This window comes from Streptomyces sp. B21-105 (assembly GCF_036898465.1).
GTDB lineage: Bacteria > Actinomycetota > Actinomycetes > Streptomycetales > Streptomycetaceae > Streptomyces.
On sequence record NZ_JARUMJ010000001.1, the window covers coordinates 7,397,423 to 7,420,744 of the forward strand.

A 23,322-nucleotide genomic window follows, 5' to 3' on the forward strand; every position below is an offset into this window, starting at 1 on the left:
TGCATGCGGGGCCAAACGGACACCGTGTGCCGAACCAGTGGGGCAGACGTACTCCCGGCAGCAGGGGGAGTAGGGGGAGATTGTGCGCACGACAGTGCGCCGCCACCTGGGCAAGGTGGTGGCGGGTACGGCCATAGCGGTGGCCGCGACAGCCGTGATGGTCGGGATCACCCTCCCGGGCACGGCGGGGGCGGACGACACGGGAGGCGGCAAGAACGGACAGAGCGCGGGCCGGGCGGCCGACGGAACCCAGGGGGACACGGCGGCGGTGCGGCCCGGCGTCGTCGAGGAGGCGCCCGCCGAGGGCGCGAAGGGCACCGGACGCGATCCGCTGACCGACGACGAGATCGCGCGCGTCGAGAAGATCGCACTCGGCCGGCAGCCGCTCACCGCCGCGAAGGACGTGGACGGCGACCGCGGCCCCCAGCGCCTCGGCGTGGACCTCGCCGACCTCGAGGCCGACGAGGTCGACGACCCCGATGCGCCCCGGCGCGCGGAGGTGTCGTTCTACGACTACGCGACCGACACGCTTCTCACCAGGACGGTCAACCTCGACACCGGCAAGGTCGAGGCCACCGGTTCGCAGCGCGGCGTCCAGCCGCCGCTCGGCACCGCCGAGCAGAGCGAGGCGGCCGCCCTGCTGATCGCCGACCCGCTGGGCGCCGGCCTCAAGGCCGACTTCAAGGACGCCACCGGCAAGGTCCTCACCTCACCCGAACAGCTGCAGCTCGCCGGCATGGTGTATCGGGCGGTGCCGGGCGCAGGCCCGGCCGCCCTCGCCAAGTGCGGCGAACACCGCTGCGTACGGCTGCTGTCGAAGGTCAGGAACGGACCGTGGATCGACACCCGAAGCCTGGTGATCGACCTCAGCGCCCGCAAGGTGGCCCGGATCACCGGTTGAGCCGGCCCTGAACCGCTCTGACCGCTCTGACCGCTCTGACCTCTCTGGCCGCCCTGTACCGCTTTGAACCGACGCGGCGGCCACGTCGGCCTACGCCACGTCCGTCCGCTGTGAACCGGCGGGCCCACGCGGCCCACGCCCGGCCCGTCCGCTCCGAAGACCGACGCGGGGCCCACGCGGCCCACGCCCGGTCCTTCCGCCCGTCCGTCGTCGCCCCGCCTGCCTCCTGCAGAGGGATGCAAAGGAGTCATGTCGTCATGCGCGTTCCGTTTCTGAAGCGCGGCCCCCGGTCGCAGGGCGCCGCCCGCGCCCGCACCGGCGTGGCCGCCGGCCTCTGTGCGGCGGCACTCGCCGCCGGTGTGGCCGCCGGCGGCGGCCCGGCCGCCGCCCAGCCGAAGGCCGCCCCCGCGGCGGCCGCCGCCGACTGCAGCGCCGCCTACCGCATCGAACAGAAGCTCTCCACCGGCACCACCTGGCGCATGTGCTGGCGCTTCGAGGCCAAGTCCGGGCTCGTCCTCGAGAAGGTCTCCTACCAGCCGCCCGGCGAGGCCAAGCCGATCCGCGTCCTCAACAGCGCCAAGATCGCCCAGATCCACGTCCCGTACGACGACGGCAAGAACGAGTACAACGACATCACCGACTACAACTTCGGCTCGGGCCTGGTCAACATGACGCCCGCCGAATGCCCCGGCGGCACCATCCGCACGGTGAAGGTCCCCGACTCGTTCACCGGGAGCCCGAACGTCAAGGGCCTGTGCACCACGACCCGTTCGCGCGGCCACGCCTACCGCATGCAGGCCGACAACAACAAGGTCTTCCAGGCCCAGGGCAAAGACCTGCTGATCTACACCGTCAACAAGGTGGGCTGGTACGAGTACATCACCGAATGGCGCTTCTCCGACGACGGCGCGATCAACATGAACGTCGGCGCCACCGGCAGCCTCTCGCCCTTCGACTACGACGCCGGCGACGGCCGCGGCTGGCCCCTCGGCAAGGGCGCCAAGGCCTACGCCACCAGCCACAACCACAATGTGTTCTGGCGGCTCGACTTCGGCCTCGACGGCTCCTCGGCCGGCAAGGTGGAGCAGTACGACTCGGTGGTCAGCCCGCCCGCCGGCGCCCAGCAGGGCCCGACCACCAAGACCACCCGCACCGCCGTCACCAAGGAACTCGCGGGCGACGCCGCGAACATGCGCTGGTGGCGGGTGGTCAGCGCGACCGGCAAGAACAAGGACGGCCACGCCCGCTCCTACGAATTCGTCCCCGGCGCCACCACCAAGTACGCGGGACGCCCCTTCACCCGGCACGACGTGTACTTCACGCAGTACAACAAGTGCGAGCAGTACGCCAGCAACAACGTGCGCGACTGCGGCAGCCCGCTGCACGGGTACTCGGTCGACAAATGGGTGAACGGCCAGGCCCTCACCCACCCCGTGGCCTGGGTGAACGTGGGCTTCCACCACGTCGCCCGGGACGAGGACCAGCAGCCCATGCCGGTCCACTGGCAGGGCTTCTCGCTCGCCCCCAGGGACGTCACCGCCATGAATCCGCTCACCCCCTCCGCCCTCGCGGGACAGAACGGACGGCCGAACGCCGGTAGTTGAGAAACGACCTGTCCATCCGGCTGCACCGCCCGCCGCTCGCGGAGTACCCTTCCTTGATCGTTGGGACGGGGAGTGCTCGGGGGAGCGGAAGGCGGTGCGCGGGTGGGCTCGGGAGGGCTGGAGCTGCCCCCTGGTGACGAGGGTCACGAGGGGAGCTCCGCAGACGTCCCGCCCGGCACGGTGTCCCTGGCCCGGCCGATGGAGACGAACGCCATCGGACCGGAGCTGGACTGGGACACCGAAGCCTGGCGGGAGGTGCGCACCCGCGCCCAGCGGGCCGGCCGGGCCTACATCTGGCTGAATCTCGTCGAGCAGCGGCTGCGCTCGGTCGTGGCCGCCGTGCTGCGCCCCATCTACGAACCCGTCAACGGCGACGAATGGGTGGTCGCCGCGGCCGGCCCCGCCGGGCAGGAATGGGTGCAGCGCGCCGTCGCGGTACGCGAAGTCAGCCGCCGCAAGGGCTACTTGCTCGACCCGGCCGACGACAACGTGATCTCCTTCCTCACCCTGCCCCAGCTGCGCGAACTGATGGTGCAGCACTGGCCCTGCTTCGAGCCGTACTTCGACGACCGCCGCGACGTCGAACTCGCCCTGGACGAGCTGGAGGTGACCCGCAACGTCGTCTCCCGCAACCGGGCTCTGTCCGAGGCCGTCCTGAGCCAGGCCGAACGGGCCTCCGCGCGCCTGCTGGAGATGCTCGGCACCAGCGGCGACGTGCCCTCCGCACGCCGGCTGCCCGTCGACGCCGTCGAGGACCTCGTCGGCGACCGGTACGCGGACGTGGTCGCCGTCCACTCCGACCGGGTGCGGCTGCTGCGCCAGTTCCCCGCCGAGGACATCTTCGACGGCTCCCGCCGGATCGACGCCATCGGCATCGGCCTCAACCTGCTGGTGCAGAACTTCTCCGGCCGCCGCCTGGTCCGCCTCGCCGAGGCCGGCGCCCGCGTCCGGCTGCTCTTCCTCAACCCGGCGTCCAGCGCGGTCAAGCGCCGCGAACGGGAACTCGGCATGAAACGCGGCGAGTTGAGCCGCGCCGTGGAGATGAACATCCTGCACATGCGCCGGGTCCGGTCCCGGCTGCGCGACCCGGGCGCCTTCCAGATCCAGGTGTACGACGAGACGCCCCGCTTCACCGCCTACCTCGTCGACGGCGACGGCACCGACGGCATTGCGGTGATCCAGTCCTATCTGCGGCGCATGCGCGGCATGGAGGCGCCGGTGCTGGTGCTGCGGGGCGGCAGCCGGGTGGTCAAGCCGGGCGAGGTGGACGAAGCCGGCCTCTTCCCGGCATATCGCGAGGAGTTCGAGCTGGCCTGGGCGGACTCGCGGCCGGTGTCCTGAAACGTCGGGCGCCTAAAACGTCGGGTGTCCTGAAACGTCCGGTGTCCTGAAACGTCCGGTTCTCCTCGCGGTAAGCGGAACGCGCTCCTCTGATTGTCAGTGGCCCATGGGAAGGTGGGAACCACTGGGGGAAGCACCACCGAGAAGGGGGGCCGACATGGCCTGGCACCAGGAGCTGCTGGTCGGCTTCGACCTGGAGACCACCGGGACGGACCCGCGCGAGGCGCGCATCGTCACGGCAGCCGTGATCGAAGTCAGGGACGGGCAGGTCCTGGGACATCGCGAGTGGCTGGCGGACCCGGGCGTGGAGATCCCGGCCGACGCGGTCGCGGTGCACGGGATCAGCAACGAGCGGGCGGCCGCCGACGGCGCTCCGGCCGACCGGGTCGCGAACGCGATAGCCGACGTCCTCGTGGGCTACTGGCGCACCGGGGTCCCGGTCGTCGCCTACAACGCGGCCTTCGACCTCACGCTGCTGTCGGCCGAACTGCGCCGCCACGGGCTGCCCTCGCTGCGCGAGCGCCTCGGCGGCCTCGACCCGGCACCGGTGGTCGACCCGTACACCATCGACCGCTCGGTCGACCGCTACCGGCGCGGCAAGCGCAACCTCGAAGCGGTCTGCGCCGAGTACGGCGTCCGCCTCGACTCCGCGCACGACGCCTCCGCCGACGCCCTCGCCGCCGCCCGGCTGGCCGGGGCGATAGCGGCCCGCCACCCCAAGGTCGCCGGTCTCGGCCCGGCCGAGCTGCACCGCCGTCAGATCGAGTGGTACGCCGAGTGGGCGGCGGACTTCCAGAGCTTCCTGCGCCGCAAGGGTGACGCGGAGGCGGTGGTGGACGGCTCCTGGCCGGTGCGGGAGCCGGCCGGCAGCCCCAGCGTGTGAGGCGCGGCCGGGAGGCCCGAGCACGTCGCCGCCCTCGCGACGGGGCCGGTGTCCCGGGCCCGTGTCCGGGCCCCTCGCACGGGTCTGTGTCTTTGGCGGGGGAGCGCGCCCGGGCGGCGGAGTGTTCCGGCGGGGGAGCGTCTGGGTGGGGGAGCGTCCCGGCAGGAAGTGAGTCCCCCGGCCGGGGAAGCGTCCTCGGCCGGGGAAAGCGACCTTGGTGGAGGAATCGCCCCCGGTGAGGCCGGGTTCCGCGAAGGGGCGCCGTCCTCAGAAGGGGTACCAGCGCACCGCCTCGTCCCCGTCCCGCAGTGACGCCACCCGGCGCCGGAACTCCGCCGCGGCCTCGGCGTTCGCCGGCGCGTGCTGGGCGACCCAGGCGCAGCTCGCGGTCTCGCGCGCGCCCCGCAGCACCGCACAGCCCTCCCACTCCCGCACGTCCCACCCGTAGGCCTCGGTGAACGCGTCGTAGGCCTCGGCGGGCAGGCCGTACCGGTCGAGGGAGAGCGCCATGACGACGAGGTCGTGCTCGCGCAGATCGGCGGAGAACGTCTCCAGGTCGACCAGGACCGGCCCGTCGGGGCCGATGTGCACATTGCGCGCCAGCGCGTCGCCGTGGATCGGGCCGGGCCGCAGCCGCGGGGTGAGAGCGGCGGCGGCCTCGGCGAAGCCGTCGCGTCGCGCGCGCAGAAAAGCCGCGTCCGCCGGGTCGATCGCGTCGCCCGCGAGCCGCAGCCAGCGTTCGACTCCCGACAGCAGGTCCCGCGGGGGCAGCGCGAAGGCGGGGGCGGGCAGGGCGTGCACCAGCCGCAGCAGTCCGGCCAGGTCCCGTGGCCCGGCAGGCCGCACCGGATCCGGCAGCCGGTGCCACACCGTCACCGGATGCCCCTCGACCAGCAGCGGCTTCGGCTCGGCTGCCCGCACCGCGGGCACGCCCGCCTCGGCCAGCCACGCCGCGACGTCCAGCTCGCGCCGGGCCCGTTCGAGGAGTTCGGCGTCCCGGCCCACCTTCACCGCCAGGCCGCCGGCGGCGAACACCGCGTTCTCCCCGAGGGCGAGCAGCCGCGCGTCCGCCGCCGGGCCGGGCAGCACTCCCGCCGCGGCCAGTACGATCCGCGCCCGCGCCTCGTCCATCGTCCGCCTTCGTGTCGTCGCCGGCCCGGCCCCGCCGACGGGGCCTGCCGTCCGGCGGTGTGGCCCCGCCGACGGCGTGGCCCCGCCGACGGCATGGTCCGGTCGTTCGACGCTCAGTGTCGCATTCGGGCAGGCAGGCGCCGCTCGAGCGGTCTGCGCTCCGACGGCGGGGCGGCGGGGTGTACTCTCGATTTCAGTTGCACGATACGTATCGTCTCGCCTACGGTCGGCCCATGACCAGTCGCGCCGCCCATATCGCCATGTTCTCCATCGCCGCCCACGGCCACGTGAACCCCAGCCTGGAGGTGATCCGCGAACTCGTCGCCCGCGGGCACCGCGTGACGTACGCGATTCCGCCCGCCTTCGCCGAGAAGGCCGCCGGCGCCGGAGCCGAGGTCAAGCCGTGGCACTCGACGCTGCCCTCCCCGGACGACGCCCCGACCGCCTGGGGAACCACGCTCCTCGACCACGTGGAGCTCTTCCTGGCCGACGCCGTCCAGGCGCTGCCCCAGCTGGCCGAGGCCTACGACGGCGACGAACCCGACCTCGTGCTGCACGACATCACCGCCTACCCGGCTCGCGTCCTCGCCCATCGCTGGGGCGTCCCCGCCGTTTCGCTGTCGCCCAATCTCGTCGCCTGGGAGGGGTACGAGGAGGAGGTCGCCGAACCGATGTGGGCCGAACCGAGGAAAACGGAACGCGGAAAGGCTTACTACGCCCGTTTCCAGGCCTGGCTGGAGGAGAACGGGATCACCCGGCACCCGGACGCCTTCGTCGGCCGCCCGAACCGCTCCCTCGTCCTGATCCCCAGGGCGCTGCAGCCGCACGCCGACCGGGTGGACGAGAGCGTGTACACGTTCGTCGGCAGCTGCCAGGGCGACCGGACCGCCGAAGGCGAGTGGACCCGGCCCGCCGACGCCGAGAAGGTGGTGCTCGTCTCGCTGGGCTCCGCCTTCACCGACCGGCCGGAGTTCTACCGGGAGTGCGTACGGGCCTTCGGCGTCCTGCCCGGCTGGCGCCTCGTGCTCCAGATCGGCCCGCGCGTCGACCCGGCCGTGCTCGGCGAGGTGCCCGACTCCGTCGAAGTGCGTTCCTGGATCCCGCAGTTGGCGGTGTTGCGGCAGGCCGACCTGTTCGTCACCCACGCGGGCGCCGGCGGCAGCCAGGAGGGGCTGGCAACGGCCACGCCGATGATCGCCGTACCGCAGGCCGTGGACCAGTTCGGCAACGCCGACGTCCTTCAGGAGCTCGGCGTGGCCCGGCGGATCGACACGGCGGACGCCACGGCCGAGACCCTGCGCGAGGCCGCCCTCGAACTCGTCGACGATCCCGAGGTCGCCCGCCGGCTCAAGGCGGTCCAGGCGGAGATGGCTGCGGAAGGCGGCACACCGCGGGCGGCGGACCTCGTCGAGGCCGAACTCGACGGGACACGCGGCTGAACCGGGCAGGAGGTGCGGCTGAACCGGTCAGGACACGCGGCTGAGCCGGGAGCACGCGAACCTGAACCCGGCACGCAGAAGGGCCCGTTGACTCCCCCGGAAGTCAACGGGTCCTCAGTGCTGTCGCCTGCTGTAGCTTGCGGTTCCCTTGCGGGGACGCCGCAGAGCGTCAGACCCTCACCTGCCGGTCCTCGTCGTCCCGCGCCACCGGCGCGACCGCCTCCGGCGACTCGTCGTGCGTGAGGTCGGGCAGCCAGTGCAGCCACTTCGGCAGGTACCAGTTGCGCTCGCCGAGCAGCGCCATCACGGCAGGCAGCAGCACACCGCGGATGATCGTCGCGTCGATCAGAACCGCTGCCGCGAGACCCACGCCCATCTGCTTCATCGACTGCATGGACAGCGTCCCGAAGATCGCGAACACGGCGACCATGATGACGGCGGCGCTGGTGACCACGCCCGCCGTGGTGACGACGCCGTGCGCGATGGCCTCGTTCGTCGTACGCCCCCGCAGCCGCGCCTCGCGGATCCGGGACACGACGAACACGTGGTAGTCCATCGACAGACCGAACAGGATCACGAACAGGAACAGCGGCAGCCAGGTGATGATGGCGCCGACGCCCTCCGCGCCCACCAGCGACGCGCCCCAGCCGTGCTGGAACACGGCGACGAGGATGCCGTAGGCCGCGCCCACCGACAGCAGGTTGAGCACGATCGACGTGATCGCGACCGTCAGCGAGCGGAACGACAGCAGCATCAGCAGGAAGGCGAAGACCACGACGAACGCGAAGACGGGAGTGACGGCTCCGGCCAACTGGTCGTTGAAGTCCTGCGAACCGGCCACCTGGCCCGTGATCGGCGCCTGGACGCCGTCCACCTTGCCGAGCGTGGCGGGCCGCACCTCGTCGCGCAGCTTCGCCAGGCTCGCCCCCGCCTTGTCGAGGTCGGAGCCGCCGACCAGAGGGACGTACACGTACGCGATGTTCTGCGCGTCGTGCAGCTTGATCTCGACCGGGCCCCGGGAGGCGCCCGAACTCACGGCCTGCTCCTTGAACGCCTGGAGCGCGGCCTTCACGTCGGCGGCGTTGATGTCGTCCGCCTTGACGATCACCTCGGCCGGTTCGGATCCGCCCGGGAAGGCCTCGTTGACCCGGTTGTACGTCTGCACGATGGGCAGCGAGTCGCCGAACTCCTGGTCCAGGGTGAGGTTCTGGGTCTTCATGCCGACTGCCGGAGCGGCGATCGCGAGCAGCGCGCCGGCCGCGACGACCAGCGAGACGCCGGGCTTGGCGAGGACGACCTTCAGCACGGCGCTCCAGAACCGGCTGCCCTGCGCGGCACGGCCGCCGTTGCCCTTCTTGCGGCGCTTGTCGGGGTGCAGGAACGGGATCTGGCCCTTCTCCACCCGGTGGCCGAGCAGCGAGAGAAGCGCCGGCAGCACGGTCACCGAACCGACCATGGCGACCGCGACCACCATCAGAGAGGCCAGACCCATCGCCTCGAACGTGGCGAGCCCCGTGAACAGCATGCCCGCCATCGCCACGCACACGGTGACACCGGAGACGATCACGGCACGGCCGCTGGTCGCCGCGGCGATCCTGAGAGCGGTTTCCGGATCACGTCCCGCGGCCCGCTCCTCGCGCTCACGGCGGAGGTAGAACAGGCAGTAGTCGACGCCCACGGCCAGACCGACCAGCAGCATCACCGAGCTCGCGGTGTCGTCCATCGGCTGGAAGTGGCTGACGATGCTCATCAGACCCATCGTCGCCATGATCGCCGTGACCGCGAGGGCCACCGGCAGCAGCGCCGCCACCAGCGCGCCGAAGGCGATCAACAGGATGCCCAGCGCCACCGGTACCGCGGAGTACTCGGCCTGCTGGAAGTCGTCGCCGAACGCGTCGTCGAACGTCTTCATCATGCTGGCGCCGCCGATCTCCTCGATCCGCAGCGAGGAGTGCTCTTTCTGCACGCCCGCGACCGCGTCGAGAACCGGCTCGACCCGCTCGCCGGCGGTGTCGGAGTCGCCGCGCATGTCGAACTGCACGAGCGCGCTGCGGCCGTCCTTGGAGATCGTCTGCGTGTCGTAGGGTGAGGTCACGTCGGTGACCTCACCGGTCTTGCCGACCGCCGCGACGACCGCGGTGACAGCCGCCTTGAACTCCGGGTCGGTGGCCTTGAGGGAACCGTCCTTCGCCTGGATGAGCACGGTCTCGCCTGCCGGCTCCTCGATCCCGGCATCCTCGATGATCTTGGCGGCCGTGTGGGTCTCGCCCGCGAGCTGGTCGCTCTCCTTCACCTCGACCGTGCCGGCCGCCGAGCCGATCCCCATGGCCAGGACGACGAACAGCACCCAGATGCCGACCGCGGCCCATCGATGCCGGGCACTCCAGCCGCCCGCCCGCGCGGCGAAACCCCGCACCCTTGTATCTCCGGTTCCCATGACGGGCCTGCCCCCTTGTGATGCGGTGGAGGCCCCCTGCCGCCACCTTCCGATTCGAAGGTATGGCCTGGATAAAGCCGTCTCGTCGTGCTGCCCGGTGAAGTGCCGGGCACACGAGTCCTCCCCTCGGAGCGCGTCGTCTCACCACTGGGTAGGACAGTGACCCCTTACACCTATCAGCGGATCTCGGGGGCGGCGTTCAGGGTGCAGTCGCCGGTGAAGCGTGGAAATGTCGTTGGAAAGTTTGCTCAACACGTCACAGGCCTGTGGAGAAGTCCGTCAGAGGTTGCTCCGCGGCCCGTCGATCGGCGAGAGTTTCGCCCGGCCCCTCGTCCGGGCCGCCCGGCCCCTTCGTCCGGGCCCGTGGCCGTCGTGCTCACCCCCACGGGGCACGGCGGCCGCATAGGCTGAGCGGGTGACGACGACGTACGCGGCCCTGCTGCGCGGCATCAACGTGGGCGGCAACAGAAAGCTCCCCATGGCCGAACTGCGCACCCTGCTCGAAGAGCTCGGCCACGGCGACGTGCGCACCTACCTCCAGAGCGGTCAGGCCGTCTTCTCCAGCGGCCACGGCGACGAGGAGAGCCTGGCCGCCGGGCTCACGGCGGCGATCGAGAAGCGCTTCGGCTTCGCCGTGGACGTGCTCGTGCGCGACCACGCATATCTGCGGGCCGTCGCCGACGCCTGCCCGTTCCCGGCCGCCGAACTGGAGGCCAAGCAACTCCACGCCACCTACTTCTCCGCGCCCGTCGACGAGGAGCGCTTCGCCGGCATCGACCGCGCCGCACACCTCCCCGAGGACTTCCGCCTCGGCGACCGCGTCCTGTACCTGTACGCCCCCGTCGGCCTCGGCCGCTCCAAGCTCGCCGAGCAACTCGCGAAGCCCCGCGTGAACAAGGGGCTCATCGCCACCACCCGTAACTGGAACACCGTCCTCAAACTGGTGGAGATGACCCGGCAGTGAACCGGCCCCGACGGCGGCCGTGACCGGGTGGGGCGGCCGTGACCGGGCGGGACTGGACGGTGGCCGCAATTGGGCGAGCCAGGCACGGTGGCGCCTTCGACGCCCCCTGGCCACCCCCGGCTCGCACCCGGCTCGCACGCCGGGGTTGCTCGGGCTTGCCCCCGGCGTGCACGTGGCCGGCCCCGGCGCGGGGCGGTGTCGCCGGTACGGCGAAGACGCCCTGCGGCAGGGGAGGGCAGGGTAGGGGAGGGGAGAGCGTGGCAGGCCAGGGTGTCCCGCCGCCCCACCGGGCCCTTCACCACCGGAAGTTGCCACGCCCCGCCCATGAATCCCGCCGACGAATCCCCTCGACGAATCCCCTCGACGAATCCCGTCCGCGTACCCGGGCGGCTGTGCGAGGCTCGTCCCATGCGCTACATCATCATCGGGGCAGGGGCGGTCGGGGGCACGATCGCCGGACGGCTGGCGGAGGCGGGGCAGCACGTCGTCCTGGCGGCGCGCGGCGCGCACCGGGCGGCCCTCGTGGAGAGCGGACTGCGACTGCGCGTCCCGGAGGGCCGGCTGACCTTCCGGCTGCCCGTGGTCGAGAGCCCGGCCGAACTCGGCACACTGCGCACCGACGACGTCCTCGTCCTCGCCGTCAAGACCCAGGACGCCGAGTCGGCCCTGGGGGCATGGGGGCCGGCCCCGGTCGAGGGCGGCGCCACCGCAGCCGAACGGCTGCCGCTGTTCTGCGCGCAGAACGGCGTGGAGAGTCCCCGGGTGGCCCTGCGCCGCTTCCGGCACGTCTACGCCGTGTGCGTCTGGCTGCCGTCCACCCACGTCGACCCCGGCATGATCGCCGCCGCGGGCACCCCGCTCACCGGCATCCTGCACCTCGGCCGGTATCCGCACGGCGCCGACGACACCGTCCGCCGTGTCGCCGCCGACCTGGAGAAGGCACACTTCGAGGCGCCCGTCGTGCCGGACGTCTCCCGCTGGCAGTACGCCAAACTCCTGTCCAACCTCGGAAACGCCCTGGAAGCGGTGAGCGGGCCGACCGGCGACCCCCGCGCCGAGGCGCTGTACGCGCGTGTGCGGGCCGAGGGCGAGAGCGTGCTGCGCGCCGCCGGCATCCCGTACGCGAGCACCGAGGAACAGCGGGCCGCACGCGGCGACAAGATGACCCTCGTCCCGCTCGACGACGCCCCACGCGGCGGCGGCTCCTCCTGGCAGTCTCTCAGCCGCGGCACCGGGACCATCGAGGCCGACCACCTCAACGGCGAGATCGTGCTCCTCGGGCGCCTGCACGGCGTGCCCACCCCGCTGAACGAGTTGCTGCAACGGCTTGCGAACGAGTTCGCCCGGGAGCGGCGGGAACCCGGTTCCCTGCCGTTGCAGGACCTGTTGCGGCTGGCCGACGACGCTGTCGCGTTTCTTCAAGATTCCCCAGAACCCCGCTCTGTAGCGTGAGCGGCATGAAGCACGACGAGACCCACCGGTACCTGTCCGCATGCGCCGCCGAGGCGGCGCGCGTCGCCCGCGGCGTTCCCGCGGAGCGGCTGAACGACCCCACGCACTGCCCCGGTTGGACGCTGCGCACCCTGGTCGACCACTGGGTCCTGTACACCTCCCACGGCCTCGAGCACCGCGCCCTGCGCAAGCCCCTGCCCGACGAGCTGACCGGCCGCGACTTCACCGCCGACCCGCACTGGGCGAACGCGTACGCCGAGCAGCTCGACCGGGCCGTCGCCGCCTGGGCGGACCCGGCCGTGTGGGAGGGCGAGATCGACCTCGGGGCGGCGGCGATGCCCGCCGCCGAGGTGGTCTCGCTGATCATCAAGGAGACGGCGCTGCACGGTTGGGACGTGGCCGTCGCCACCGGCCAGGAGTTCAGGCTCCCCGACGACGTGGCCCGGTTCGTCCTCGACGTCGTCGAACGGCACGGCGACCTCTACCGCCGCTACGAGGGCTTCGCGCAGGCGGTGCCGGTGGCGCAGGACGCGCCGGTGTTCGAACGGGCGCTCGCCGCGAGCGGCCGCGACCCGCGCCAGGGCCCGGTCCCGGCGCCGGCCTGACGGCCGGCTCGCTCCGTCGTCCTGCGGGGTCGGCGAGATCCATGGCGTCCATGGCGTCCATGGCGTCTGTGGGGTTCGTGGGGGTTCGACCCATCGGCAGCGGTTGCACAGCCGACCTCCGCCACCGTCACGACACACACGCGCCAGCCCGCGCCGCCGCCCGTCGGCCGCAGTCGCGCACCCGCCGGCGGTCGCACACCCGCCGGCTGAGGTTCCGCCTCAGGCCCCCACAGATGCCAGAGCCGGTGTCCGGGCTGTTTCGTAACGTTCCAGAAGCACCCGGGCCACCTCCGGCGCCGGGCCCAGCACGTCGGCCAGGACGTCCGCCCCGGCCGCTCCGCGCGCGATGCGGTCCGGCAGAAAACCGGGGGCCAGGACGTACGGCGCGACGGCGACGCGCGCACACCCCAGCGCCCGCAGTTCGCGGACCGCGTCCTCGGTGCGCGGCAAAGAGGCGGAGGCGAACGCAGGCCGCACGGCACACCAACCGGTGCGCCGCCACTCCCGCGCGATTTCTGCGATCACTGCGATCGCCTCCGGGTCGGAGGACCCCGCCGAGGCCAGCACGACCCCGGTCGAGGACTTGTCGGCGGGCGACAGCCCCGCCTCGTACAACCGCCGTTCCAGCGCGGAGAGCAGCAACGGCGAGGGGCCGAGCACCTCGGCCTGCCTGATCCGCAGCTGCGGCGGCGCGTGCCGCAGCACCGCCGGGATGTCCGCCTTCGCATGGAACGCACGGGTCAACAGCAACGGCAGCGCCACGACGTTTCGCACGCCGTCCGCCGCCAGCGACTCCAGCACCCCGTGCACGGACGGCACGTTGAAATCGAGGAAACCGGTCTCTACACGCAACCCCGGCCGCAGCGACCGTACCCGCCGCACCAGGGCGTGGACGGTCGCGGCATGCCGCGGGTCACGGCTGCCGTGGGCGATCACCACAAGGGCGGGGAGAACCGGTTTCCTGTGCATGCGGCGTCAGCTCTTCACCAGCAGGCCGCGGCTGCGCAGCACCCACCGCTCGAGCGGACTGAAGATCAGCAGGTCGATCGCGATGCCGACGAACAGGATGAGCAGGATCGCCTCGAACACCATCGACATGTCACTGGCGTTGCGCCCGTTCTCCAGCAACTGGCCGAGGCCGACGCCGAGATCGGGGAACGACGCGATGATCTCCGCCGCCATCAGTGAACGCCACGAGAACGCCCAGCCCTGTTTCAGACCCGCCACATAGCCCGGCAGCGCGGCCGGCAGCGTGATGTACACCGTGCCCTTCAGCCCCGTCGCCCCCATGGTGCGGCCCGCCCGCAGGAACAGCGGCGACACCTGGTCGACCCCGGAGACCAGCCCGTTGGCGATGGACGGCACCGCGCCGAGCAGGATCACCGCGTACATCATCGAGTTGTTCAGACCCAGCCACAGCACGGCCGGCGGCACCCACGCCACCGACGGCAGCGACTGGAGACCGGACAGGATCGGTCCGATCGCCGCCCGCACGAACTTCACCCGCGCCACCAGCAGGCCCAGCGGGGTGCCGATCGCCAGGGCGAACAGGAAGCCGAGCAGTCCGCGCGAGACGCTCGTCCAGATGTAGCCGAGCAGCTCGCCCTGCAGCCAGGCCTGGCGGAGTGTGTGCCAGACGTCGAGCGGGGAGACCAGCTTGGTCGGGTCGTCGACCGTTTTGAAGGTGATCTGCCAGACGACCAGCAGCAGCGCCGTCGCGACGACCGGCGGCAGGATCTTGTCGACGAGGGTCCGCCGCAAGGGCACCCGCGCGGTGGGCGCGACGACGTCCAGCGCGTCGAGACCCGCCTCCACCCCGGCCAGCCCGCCGGCGTCCGCCTCCGTCACCGTGCCCACCGTCCCCGTTCCCGTTCCCGTCGTCTTCGTCTCAGTGCTGGCCATGACGGCGGATCTCCCCACGCAGGACCTCGGTGATCTGGAGGGACAGTTCCGCCACCGGGGCGTCCTCGATCCGGCGCGGCTGCGGGATGTCCACCGTCCACTCGCGCGCCACCCGGCCGGGCCGGGAGGACAGCAGGACGACGCGCTGCGCGAGCCGCACCGCCTCCCGCACGTTGTGTGTCACGAACAGGACGGACAGCCCCGTCTCCGCCCAGATCCGGGTGAGCTCGTCGTGCAGCACGTCCCGCGTGATGGCGTCCAGCGCCGCGAACGGCTCGTCCATCAGCAGCAGTTGGCTCTCCTGTGCCAGCGCGCGGGCCATCGCCACCCGCTGCCGCATACCGCCGGAAAGCTCGTGAACACGCTTTCCGTACGCGCCCTTCAACCGGACCAGCTCGAGCAGCTCCTCGGCCTTGCCGCGCCGCTCGGGCTTCGCGACCCCCCGCAGTTTCAGGGCGAGTTCGATGTTCTTGCCCGCGGTCAGCCACGGGAACAGCGCGTGCTCCTGGAACATCAGCGCCGGGCGGCCGTCCGTCGTGATGGATCCCACGGTGGGCCGGTCGAGCCCGGCCACCAGGTTCAGCAGTGTGGACTTGCCGCAGCCCGACGCCCCGAGCAGGGTGACGAACTCGCCTGGCGCGACATCGAGGGTGATGTCGTCCAGGACGAGTTGCTGCCCGCCCGGACCCGCGAAGGACTTCGAGACGTGGTCAAGGCGCGCCGCGTACGCCACGGACGCGGTGGGCTCGGCGGCCTTGGCGAAGGTCGTGGCCATGGTCGTCACCTCCTGGGAACTCATCGGGACTTCGGCCGGCCGACGCCCAGACCGGCGTCGTCGACAGCGGACTCGCCCTCGGCGTCGAGGACCTTGTTCAGGATCGTCAGGTCGTAGATGCCCTCGAGGTCGGGCTTCTCCAGCAGACCCGCGTCGACGGCGTGGGCCGCCTCGGCGCCGAGGGTGGCCGCCAGCGGGTCGTCGGTGAACCGGATCGACCGCCACGCCGGGTCCAGCACGTCGGCGGGCAGGGCCTTGCCGGTGTCGGTCTCCAGCTGCCTGTTCGCCGCGGCCTTCGCCCTCGCCGGGTTGGCGCCGATCCACTCGTTGGTCCGCACCGCGCCCTTCAGCACGGCCTCGACGACCTTGGGATGCTCCTCGAGGAACCTCTGCGACACGATGACGTTCGTGATCACGAACTTCCTGTCGGGCCACAGCGACGCCTCGTCCAGCAGCACCCTGCCGCCCTCGGCGAGCAGCTTCGAGGCGGTCGGCTCCGGCACCCAGGCGCCGTCGATCGACCCCGACCTGAACGCGTCCGGCGTCACCTTGTTGTCGCTGCGGACGACGGTCACGTCACCCTTGCCGCTCTGCGCGTCGACCTTCCAGCCCTGCTCCGCGATCCAGTGCAGAAACGCCACATCCTGCGTGTTTCCGAGCTGAGGCGTCGCGATCCTCTTGCCCTTGACGTCGGCGATCGAGGCGATCTTGTCCGGGTTCACCACCAGTCTCACCCCGCCGGACGCCGAACCCGCCACGATGCGCAGGTTCTTGCCGTCGGACCTGGTGTACCCGTTGATCGCCGGGGACGGACCGATCCAGCCGATGTCGAGGGAACCGGCGTTCAACGCCTCGATCTCCGAGGGGCCCGCGTTGAACGTCGCGTACGACGCCCTGGTGCCGCCCAGCGCCTTTTGGAGGAAGCCCTGCTCGCGGCCGACGAGCGCGGTCCCGTGCGTCAGGTTGCCGAAGTACCCGATCCGCACGGAGTCGAGCCCGTCGATCTTCCGCGCCCCGGCGGCGACCTGCTCGTTGGCGTTGGCGTCCTTGGCCTGCGAACCGTAACCGCAGGCGGCGAGGGCGAGCAGGGGCAGAGCCGCTAGGACCGCGACGCCGCGGCGAAGCCGTGACAGGGGGAGACTGGCAGGCACCGGGAGGGGTTCCTCTCGTCGGCCCGGCGGTCACGGTCTCTCAGGTCGTGGCCGGGAGCTCGGCAAAGGGTTTTCGTCGTTTCCACGACGGCAGGCGGGACGAGCGGGCGCGCGGGCGGTGCGCGTACGTCAGCCCGCACATCGCGCGACTCCGCCCTGCCCGCTGCCGAGGAGGCCGCTGCCGACCCGGCCGCCCTCCTTCGCGAACGTCGCGTAGACGTCGGTCGCGGCCACCGTCAGAAGTCCCAGCCGTCGTCGTCGGCCGCGTCCTTGACGGGCTCCGGCGACGCGAACGACTCGCCGACCATGCCCGCGGTGAGCGTCGTGCCGTCCGCCGGGTCGATCAGGATGAACGAGCCCGTACGGCGCGAGTCGGCGTAGGAATCCACCGGAAGCGGTTGTGCCGTGCGGATCTTCACCCGGCCGATGTCATTGGCGACGAGCTGTCCCGGGTGCGGGTGCAGGGACAGGTCGTCGAGCGTGAGACGGGACGGGATGTCCTTCACGATCGCCTTGACGGTGCGGGTGCCGTGCTTGATCAGCACCCGGTGCCCGACGGTCAGCGGCTGGTCGGCGACATGGCACACGGTCGCCTCGACGTCCTGGGTGGTGGCCGGCGCGTCCTTGGTGGGCACGATCAGGTCGCCGCGCGAGATGTCGACGTCGTCCGCGAGCAGCACGGTCACGGACTGCGTCGTCCACGCCACGTCCACCGGCTCGCCCAGCAGGTCGATGCCGGAGATCGTCGACGTCCGACCGGACGGCAGCACGGTCACCGGATCGCCGACCCGGAACGTGCCCGCCGCGATCTGGCCCGCGTATCCCCGGTAGTCCGGGTGCTCGGCGGTCTGCGGCCGGATCACGTACTGCACGGGCAGCCGGGCGTGGCAGTGCGCGAGGTCATGACTGACCGGAACCGTTTCGAGGTGTTCCAGGAACGTCGGCCCGCCGTACCAGTCCATGTTCGCCGACGGATCCACCACGTTGTCGCCGGCCAGCGCCGAGATGGGGATCGCGGTCACCTCGGGGACGCCCAGCTCGCTCGCGTACGCCGTGAACTCCTCGGCGATCGCCGCGAAGACCGGCTCCCGGTAGTCGACCAGGTCCATCTTGTTGACGGCGAGAACGACGTGCGGGACCCGCAGCAGGGCCGCGATCGCCGCGTGTCGGCGGGTCTGCTCGACGACGCCGTTGCGGGCGTCGACCAGGATCACCGTCAGCTCCGCCGTGGAGGCGCCCGTCACCATGTTGCGGGTGTACTGCACATGACCTGGGGTGTCGGCGAGGATGAACCGCCGCCGCGGCGTGGCGAAGTAGCGGTAGGCCACGTCGATCGTGATGCCCTGCTCACGCTCGGCGCGCAGCCCGTCGGTGAGGAGCGCCAGGTCGGGCGCTTCCTGCCCGCGGCTCGCCGAGGCGCGCTCGACGGCCTCCAGCTGGTCGCTGAGGATCGACTTGGAGTCGTGCAGCAGCCGGCCCACCAGGGTGGACTTGCCGTCGTCGACGGAGCCGGCGGTGGCGAACCGCAGCAGGGTCGTGGCCGAGAGTTCCTCGGAGGTGATCGTGCTCATGCTTAGAAGTACCCCTCGCGCTTGCGGTCTTCCATCGCGGCCTCGGACATCTTGTCGTCGGCGCGGGTCGCACCGCGTTCGGTCAGCCGGGAGGCGGCGATCTCGGCGATGACGTCGTCCAGTGTCACCGCGGCGGAGTCGACGGCGCCGGTGCAGGACATGTCACCGACAGTGCGGTAACGCACGAGACGCTTTTCGACGGTTTCCCCGTCCTTGGGTCCGCCCCACTCACCGGCGGTCAGCCACATGCCGGCCCGTTGGAACACCTCCCGCTCGTGCGCGAAGTAGATCTCCGGCAGCTCGATGCCCTCGCGGGCGATGTACTGCCAGACGTCCAGCTCGGTCCAGTTGGAGAGCGGGAAGACCCGGACGTGCTCGCCGGGCGCGTGGCGGCCGTTGTACAGGTTCCACAGTTCGGGCCGCTGGCGACGCGGGTCCCACTGCGAGAACTCGTCGCGCAGGGAGAACACCCGCTCCTTGGCGCGTGCCTTCTCCTCGTCGCGCCGGCCCCCGCCGAAGACCGCGTCGAACCTCTCCGCCTGGATCTTCTCCGTCAGCGGCAGCGTCTGGAGCGGGTTGCGGGTGCCGTCGGGACGCTCCTTGAGCACGCCGCGGTCGATGTAGTCCTGCACCAGGGCCACATGGAGGCGCAGCCCGTGCTCGGCGACCGCGCGGTCGCGGTACTGGAGGACCTCGGGGAAGTTGTGCCCGGTGTCCACGTGCAGCAGCGAGAAGGGCACGGCGGCCGGGGCGAACGCCTTCAGTGCCAGGTGCAGCATGACGATGGAGTCCTTGCCGCCGGAGAACAGGATCACCGGCCGCTCGAACTCGCCCGCCACCTCACGGAAGATGTGCACCGCCTCGGACTCCAGCGAGTCCAGGTGACTGAGGGCGTACGGGCTGACCGTGCCCTCCTCGGTATCGGCGACGGTGGTCGTCATGCCAGTCCCCTCTCGCTGAGCAGGGCGTACACCGACGCCGCGGACTCCTGCACGGTCTGGTCCTGGGACTCGATCCGCAGATCGGGCGACTCGGGCGCCTCGTAGGGGTCGTCGACCCCGGTGAGCCCGGTCAGCTCGCCCGCCGCCTGCTTGGCGTACAGGCCCTTCACGTCACGGACCGAGCACACCTCGACCGGAGTCGCCACGTGCACCTCCAGGTAACCGGTTGCGCTCTCCTGGTGGCGCTTGCGCACGGCCTCGCGGCTGTCCGCGTACGGCGCGATCACCGGGACGAGCACCTTGACTCCGTTGCGGGCCAGCAGCTCGGCCAGGAAACCGATGCGCTGCACGTTGGCGTGCCGGTCCTCGCGGCTGAAACCGAGGCCCGCGGAGATGAACTCGCGGATCTCGTCGCCGTCGAGCACCTCGACGAGGTGGCCCTCCTCGCGCAGCCGGCCGGCCAGCTCGTACGCGATGGTGGTCTTGCCGGCACTCGGCAGACCCGTGAGCCAGACGGTGGCTCCGGTCGTCACGTGGTTCTCCCGGTTCGTAGGGGGACGGGGGGCGTTGTCGGGGGTGGCGCTGTTCGTGGAGGTCGCGGTCATGGCGGTCAGCCGTGCAGTCCGCACTCGGTCTTCCCGCGTCCCGCCCAGCGCCCGGCGCGCGCGTCCTCGCCCTCGAGGACCCGGCGGGTGCACGGGGCGCAGCCGACGGAGGTGTAGCCGTCCATCAGAAGGGGGTTGGACAGTACGCCGTGCTCCGTGATGTACGCATCGACGTCGTCCTGGGTCCAGCGGGCGATCGGCGAGATCTTGACCTTCCGCCGCTTCTCGTCCCAGCCGACCACCGGGGTGTCCGCCCGGGTCGGCGACTCGTCGCGCCGCAGGCCGGTGGCCCAGGCGAGGTACCCGCGGAGCCCCTCCTCCAACGGCTGCACCTTGCGCAGCTTGCAGCACAGGTCGGGATCGCGGTCGTGCAACTTCGGCCCGAACTCGGCATCCTGCTCGGCGACCGTCTGACGGGGGGTGAGCGTGATGACGTTGACGTCCATCACGGCCTCGACCGCATCCCGGGTGCCGATGGTCTCGGGGAAGTGGTAACCGGTGTCGAGGAACACCACGTCCACGCCCTTGAGGACGCGGGACGCGAGGTGGGCGACCACGGCGTCCTCCATGGAGGACGTCACACAGAACTGCCTGCCGAAGGTGTCCACCGCCCACTGAAGGATCTCGAGCGCCGAGGCGTCCTCGAGGTCGCGGCCCGCCTGCTCGGCCAGCGCCTTCAACTCGTCCGCCGTACGGTTTTCCTGAAGCGTCGTCATATCCGGTCCCCTCCCGTTTCGGTGCGCTGAACGCCCCGGGACAGCAGCCCGAGGAACTTCAGCTGGAATGCGCGGTTGCACGCCGCGCATTCCCAGGCGCCGTGACCGCCCTGCACGGCCTCGCTCGGACGCAGGTCCTCGTCGCCGCAGTAGGGGCAGTGGAAAGGGGCGGCCCGCTCGCTCATGAAAGGGCCTCCTCGCTGGCGCGCGCGGCCCAGGCGGCGAACCGCTCGCCGTCCTCGCGCTCGTCCTGGAACCGCTTGAGAACGCGTTCCACGTAGTCCGGCAGCTCGTCCGAGGTGACCTTCAGCCCGCGGACCTTGCGGCCGAAACCGGCTTCGAGCCCGAGCGCCCCGCCTAGGTGTACCTGGTATCCCTCGACCTGCCGGCCCTGCTCGTCGAGGACCAGCTGACCCTTGAGACCGATGTCCGCGACCTGGATGCGGGCGCAGGCATTCGGGCAGCCGTTGAGATTGATGGTGAGGGGCTCGTCGAAGTCCGGCAGACGGCGCTCCAGCTCGTCGATCAGCTGGGAGCCGCGCTGCTTGGTCTCGACGATGGCCAGCTTGCAGAACTCGATGCCGGTGCAGGCCATGGTGCCGCGCCGGAAGGTCGAGGGCTTCGCGGTCAGGTCCAGGGCCTCCAGGCCCTCGACGAGTGATGCGACCTGCGCCTCCTCGACGTCGAGGACGATCATCTTCTGCTCGACGGTGGTCCGGACGCGGCCCGAGCCGTGTGCCTCGGCGAGCTCCGCGATCTTCGTGAGGGTCGTGCCGTCCACCCGGCCGACACGCGGTGCGAAACCGACGTAGAAACGGCCGTCCTTCTGCCGGTGCACGCCGACGTGGTCGCGCCACCGGCCCACCGGCTGGTCCGGGGCCGGGCCGTCGACCAGCTTGCGCTGCAGGTACTCGTCCTCCAGCACCTGACGGAACTTCTCCGGCCCCCAGTCCGCGACCAGGAACTTCAGCCGGGCGCGGGTGCGCAGCCGCCGGTATCCGTAGTCACGGAAGATCGACAGCACGCCCTCGTAGACGTCCGGGACCTCGTCCAGCGGCACCCAGGCGCCCAGCCGCACACCCAGCTTGGGGTTGGTGGACAGCCCGCCGCCGACCCACAGGTCGAAGCCAGGCCCGTGCTCGGGGTGGCGGACGCCGACGAACGCGACGTCGTTGATCTCGTGGACCACGTCCAGCACGGGGGAGCCCGAGATCGCCGTCTTGAACTTCCGCGGCAGGTTCGAGTACGCCTTGTTGCCGAGAACGCGGCGCTTGATCTCCTCCAGAGCCGGGGTACCGTCGATGATCTCGTCCTCGGCGATACCGGCGACGGGGGAGCCGATCATCACACGGGGGGTGTCGCCGCACGCGGTGACCGTGGACAGGCCCACCGCCTCCAGGCGGTTCCAGATCTCGGGCACGTCCTCGATGCGGATCCAGTGGTACTGCACGTTCTGCCGGTCCGTGAGGTCGGCGGTGCCCCGCGCGAACTCCTGCGAGATCTCGCCGATGACCCTCAGCTGCCGCGTGGTCAGCGCACCGCCGTCGATGCGCACGCGCAGCATGAAGTACTCGTCGTCCAGCTCCTCCGGCTCCAGGATCGCGGTCTTCCCGCCGTCGATCCCGGGCCGGCGCTGGGTGTACAGGCCCCACCAGCGCATCCGGCCGCGGAGATCGTTGGGGTCGATGGAGTCGAAGCCCCGCTTGGAGTAGATCGTCTCAATGCGTGTCCGCACATTGAGACCGTCGTCGTCCTTCTTGAACTGCTCGTTGCCGTTGAGCGGGGTGTGGTGCCCCGCGGCCCACTGGCCCTCGCCGCGGTGACGGCTCACCTTGCGGCGGGGAGTCGCGGCTGCAGGCTTCTGCGGGGTGGCGGCCATGGTTGATACGTCCTTCGGGACAGCAGCGGAAGGTGTCGGCGCGCAGCGCCGTCCGGCGGTGGTCGGGTGACGGGGCGAGAGGCTCTGACCTGTGCGTACGGGCGCACAGGAACCGTGCGCGTCGTTGCGCAGGAGGGAGGCTGTAGTCAGATGTCGGGCGGAGCTGCGGCTCGTCAGCTCGCCGGACAGATGGCGCTGGACATGCGGCCGAGGTCGACGTGCCGCCGACTCACCAAGGCAATTCCAGTTCCGGACATGACGAAAGCGTGTCACGGCGATCTGGACACAGTCCAGCTTCGTCCGCGATTCGGACACCCTTGTCCCGGAATGCGAGACAAGGGTGGCGTCTGTCACATGACGTGCACGGTCTCGTGTCCGCGCAGGTCACCACGGACAGGACGCAGCGGACAGGACGCAGCGGACAGGGCGTAGAGGACGGGACGCAGCGGTTCAGATGGGGAAGGCGCCCGGCCAGGGACCCGGCGCAGACACCTCGGCCTGTTCCTCGACCTTCCTGTCGAACAAGATGAAACCGCGCCGCTGATAATTCTCCATCGCGTGCTCGCCGTCCAGACTGCAGGTGTGCAGCCACACCCGCTTGGTCTGCGGCAGCCCCGGCCAGCGGTCGGTGAGATCCCACGCCCGGGCGGCGCCGTACGACAGCAGGTGTCCGCCGATCCGCCGCCCGCGGAAAGCAGGCAGCAAACCGAAGTAGACGATTTCGACGACCCCGTCGTCCTGCGGCTCCAGCTCTACGTATCCGGCCGGCGTGCCCCGCTCGTAGGCGACCCAGGTCTCGACCCCGGGGCGCTGCAGATGCTCCCGCCACTGCGCGTATGTCCAGCGCAGCCGGTCGATCCAGCGAATGTCCCCGCCGACGGACGCGTACAGGAAACGGCTGAACTCGGGGGAGGGGACCTCGGAGCGGGCGATCCGGACATCGCCCTCGGGCGCGGCAACCGGCAAGAGGTCGCCCGGGTCGGTCTGCTCCAGGGACCAGGTGGTCACGGGGATGTTCGTCATGC

At 71.2% G+C, this 23,322-nt stretch carries 22 protein-coding genes; 8 read left to right on the plus strand and 14 right to left on the minus strand.

Annotation, left to right across the window (positions count from 1 at the left end; translation table 11 throughout):
* The first annotated feature begins 82 nt into the window (after nucleotides 1-82).
* The 4 genes from QA802_RS33175 to QA802_RS33190 all read left to right on the plus strand — a co-directional run bounded on the left by QA802_RS33175 (nucleotide 83) and on the right by QA802_RS33190 (nucleotide 4,729).
* Nucleotides 83-901: a Tat pathway signal sequence domain protein gene (locus QA802_RS33175; protein ID WP_334530544.1), complete on the plus strand. Its 819-nt coding sequence runs from the start codon at nucleotides 83-85 to the stop codon at nucleotides 899-901.
* 257 nt (nucleotides 902-1,158) lie between these two features.
* A complete protein-coding gene (locus QA802_RS33180) occupies nucleotides 1,159-2,505 on the plus strand; it encodes a copper amine oxidase (protein WP_334530546.1) in 1,347 nt (448 codons plus the stop codon).
* Between the two features lie 102 nt (nucleotides 2,506-2,607).
* Nucleotides 2,608-3,846 (plus strand): DUF5919 domain-containing protein, encoded by a 1,239-nt coding sequence (locus QA802_RS33185; protein WP_334530548.1) that lies wholly within the window; start codon nucleotides 2,608-2,610, stop codon nucleotides 3,844-3,846.
* Nucleotides 3,847-4,003: 157 nt separating this feature from the next.
* Nucleotides 4,004-4,729 carry a 3'-5' exonuclease gene (locus QA802_RS33190; protein ID WP_334530551.1) on the plus strand — a complete coding sequence of 242 codons (726 nt, stop codon included), beginning with the start codon at nucleotides 4,004-4,006 and terminating at the stop codon, nucleotides 4,727-4,729.
* A gap of 267 nt (nucleotides 4,730-4,996) precedes the next feature.
* Here the strand turns inward: QA802_RS33190 and QA802_RS33195 are convergent, their stop codons facing one another.
* On the minus strand, nucleotides 4,997-5,860 hold the full coding sequence (locus QA802_RS33195) for a phosphotransferase enzyme family protein (protein WP_334530553.1): 864 nt from the start codon (nucleotides 5,858-5,860) through the stop codon (nucleotides 4,997-4,999).
* A 233-nt stretch (nucleotides 5,861-6,093) separates the two neighbouring features.
* On the opposite strand from QA802_RS33195, the gene mgt reads away from it, so the two are divergent.
* Nucleotides 6,094-7,299, plus strand: a complete 1,206-nt coding sequence (gene mgt, locus QA802_RS33200; RefSeq protein ID WP_334530555.1) for a macrolide-inactivating glycosyltransferase — start codon at nucleotides 6,094-6,096, stop codon at nucleotides 7,297-7,299.
* Between the two features lie 169 nt (nucleotides 7,300-7,468).
* On the opposite strand, the gene QA802_RS33205 is transcribed toward mgt, so the two are convergent.
* The gene (locus QA802_RS33205; RefSeq protein ID WP_334530558.1) at nucleotides 7,469-9,736 is read right to left on the minus strand and encodes an MMPL family transporter; all 2,268 of its coding nucleotides are present in this window, start codon (nucleotides 9,734-9,736) and stop codon (nucleotides 7,469-7,471) included.
* 415 nt (nucleotides 9,737-10,151) lie between these two features.
* On the opposite strand from QA802_RS33205, the gene QA802_RS33210 reads away from it, so the two are divergent.
* The 3 genes from QA802_RS33210 (at nucleotide 10,152) to QA802_RS33220 (ending at nucleotide 12,757) form a co-directional block, all read left to right on the plus strand.
* Complete coding sequence (locus QA802_RS33210) at nucleotides 10,152-10,700, plus strand: DUF1697 domain-containing protein (RefSeq protein ID WP_334530561.1); 549 nt, start codon at nucleotides 10,152-10,154, stop codon at nucleotides 10,698-10,700.
* 408 nt (nucleotides 10,701-11,108) lie between these two features.
* Nucleotides 11,109-12,152, plus strand: a complete 1,044-nt coding sequence (locus QA802_RS33215) for a ketopantoate reductase family protein (protein WP_334530564.1) — start codon at nucleotides 11,109-11,111, stop codon at nucleotides 12,150-12,152.
* A gap of 5 nt (nucleotides 12,153-12,157) precedes the next feature.
* A complete protein-coding gene (locus tag QA802_RS33220) occupies nucleotides 12,158-12,757 on the plus strand; it encodes a TIGR03086 family metal-binding protein (protein ID WP_334530568.1) in 600 nt (199 codons plus the stop codon).
* Nucleotides 12,758-12,976: 219 nt separating this feature from the next.
* Here QA802_RS33220 and QA802_RS33225 read toward each other — a convergent pair whose 3' ends face one another.
* The 12 genes from QA802_RS33225 to QA802_RS33280 form a co-directional block, all read right to left on the minus strand.
* Nucleotides 12,977-13,726, minus strand: coding sequence for a sirohydrochlorin chelatase (locus tag QA802_RS33225; protein WP_334530571.1), 750 nt, complete (start codon nucleotides 13,724-13,726; stop codon nucleotides 12,977-12,979).
* Between the two features lie 6 nt (nucleotides 13,727-13,732).
* Nucleotides 13,733-14,659 carry an ABC transporter permease gene (locus tag QA802_RS33230; RefSeq protein ID WP_334530574.1) on the minus strand — a complete coding sequence of 309 codons (927 nt, stop codon included), beginning with the start codon at nucleotides 14,657-14,659 and terminating at the stop codon, nucleotides 13,733-13,735.
* Entirely contained in the window at nucleotides 14,646-15,458 is an 813-nt protein-coding gene (locus QA802_RS33235) for an ABC transporter ATP-binding protein (RefSeq protein WP_334530577.1), read from the minus strand. Before QA802_RS33235 ends, QA802_RS33230 begins: the two co-directional genes overlap by 14 nt.
* A complete protein-coding gene (locus QA802_RS33240) occupies nucleotides 15,455-16,585 on the minus strand; it encodes an ABC transporter substrate-binding protein (protein ID WP_334530580.1) in 1,131 nt (376 codons plus the stop codon). Before QA802_RS33240 ends, QA802_RS33235 begins: the two co-directional genes overlap by 4 nt.
* Before the next feature lie 236 nt (nucleotides 16,586-16,821).
* On the minus strand, nucleotides 16,822-18,156 hold the full coding sequence (locus QA802_RS33245; RefSeq protein ID WP_334530582.1) for a sulfate adenylyltransferase subunit 1: 1,335 nt from the start codon (nucleotides 18,154-18,156) through the stop codon (nucleotides 16,822-16,824).
* Between the two features lie 2 nt (nucleotides 18,157-18,158).
* Nucleotides 18,159-19,097 (minus strand): sulfate adenylyltransferase subunit CysD, encoded by a 939-nt coding sequence (gene cysD / locus QA802_RS33250; protein ID WP_334530584.1) that lies wholly within the window; start codon nucleotides 19,095-19,097, stop codon nucleotides 18,159-18,161.
* Nucleotides 19,094-19,702 (minus strand): adenylyl-sulfate kinase, encoded by a 609-nt coding sequence (gene cysC / locus QA802_RS33255; RefSeq protein ID WP_319168759.1) that lies wholly within the window; start codon nucleotides 19,700-19,702, stop codon nucleotides 19,094-19,096. The genes cysD and cysC overlap by 4 nt, the downstream gene beginning before the upstream one ends.
* A gap of 5 nt (nucleotides 19,703-19,707) precedes the next feature.
* Nucleotides 19,708-20,418 (minus strand): phosphoadenylyl-sulfate reductase, encoded by a 711-nt coding sequence (locus QA802_RS33260; protein WP_334530588.1) that lies wholly within the window; start codon nucleotides 20,416-20,418, stop codon nucleotides 19,708-19,710.
* Nucleotides 20,415-20,603: a hypothetical protein gene (locus QA802_RS33265; RefSeq protein WP_334530591.1), complete on the minus strand. Its 189-nt coding sequence runs from the start codon at nucleotides 20,601-20,603 to the stop codon at nucleotides 20,415-20,417. Before QA802_RS33265 ends, QA802_RS33260 begins: the two co-directional genes overlap by 4 nt.
* Nucleotides 20,600-22,297 (minus strand): nitrite/sulfite reductase, encoded by a 1,698-nt coding sequence (locus QA802_RS33270; RefSeq protein WP_334530594.1) that lies wholly within the window; start codon nucleotides 22,295-22,297, stop codon nucleotides 20,600-20,602. The genes QA802_RS33265 and QA802_RS33270 overlap by 4 nt, the downstream gene beginning before the upstream one ends.
* Nucleotides 22,298-22,470: 173 nt before the next feature.
* A complete protein-coding gene (locus QA802_RS33275; protein WP_309486338.1) occupies nucleotides 22,471-22,554 on the minus strand; it encodes a putative leader peptide in 84 nt (27 codons plus the stop codon).
* Between the two features lie 193 nt (nucleotides 22,555-22,747).
* Nucleotides 22,748-23,320, minus strand: coding sequence for a GNAT family N-acetyltransferase (locus QA802_RS33280; protein WP_334530597.1), 573 nt, complete (start codon nucleotides 23,318-23,320; stop codon nucleotides 22,748-22,750).
* Nucleotides 23,321-23,322: the final 2 nt, after the last annotated feature.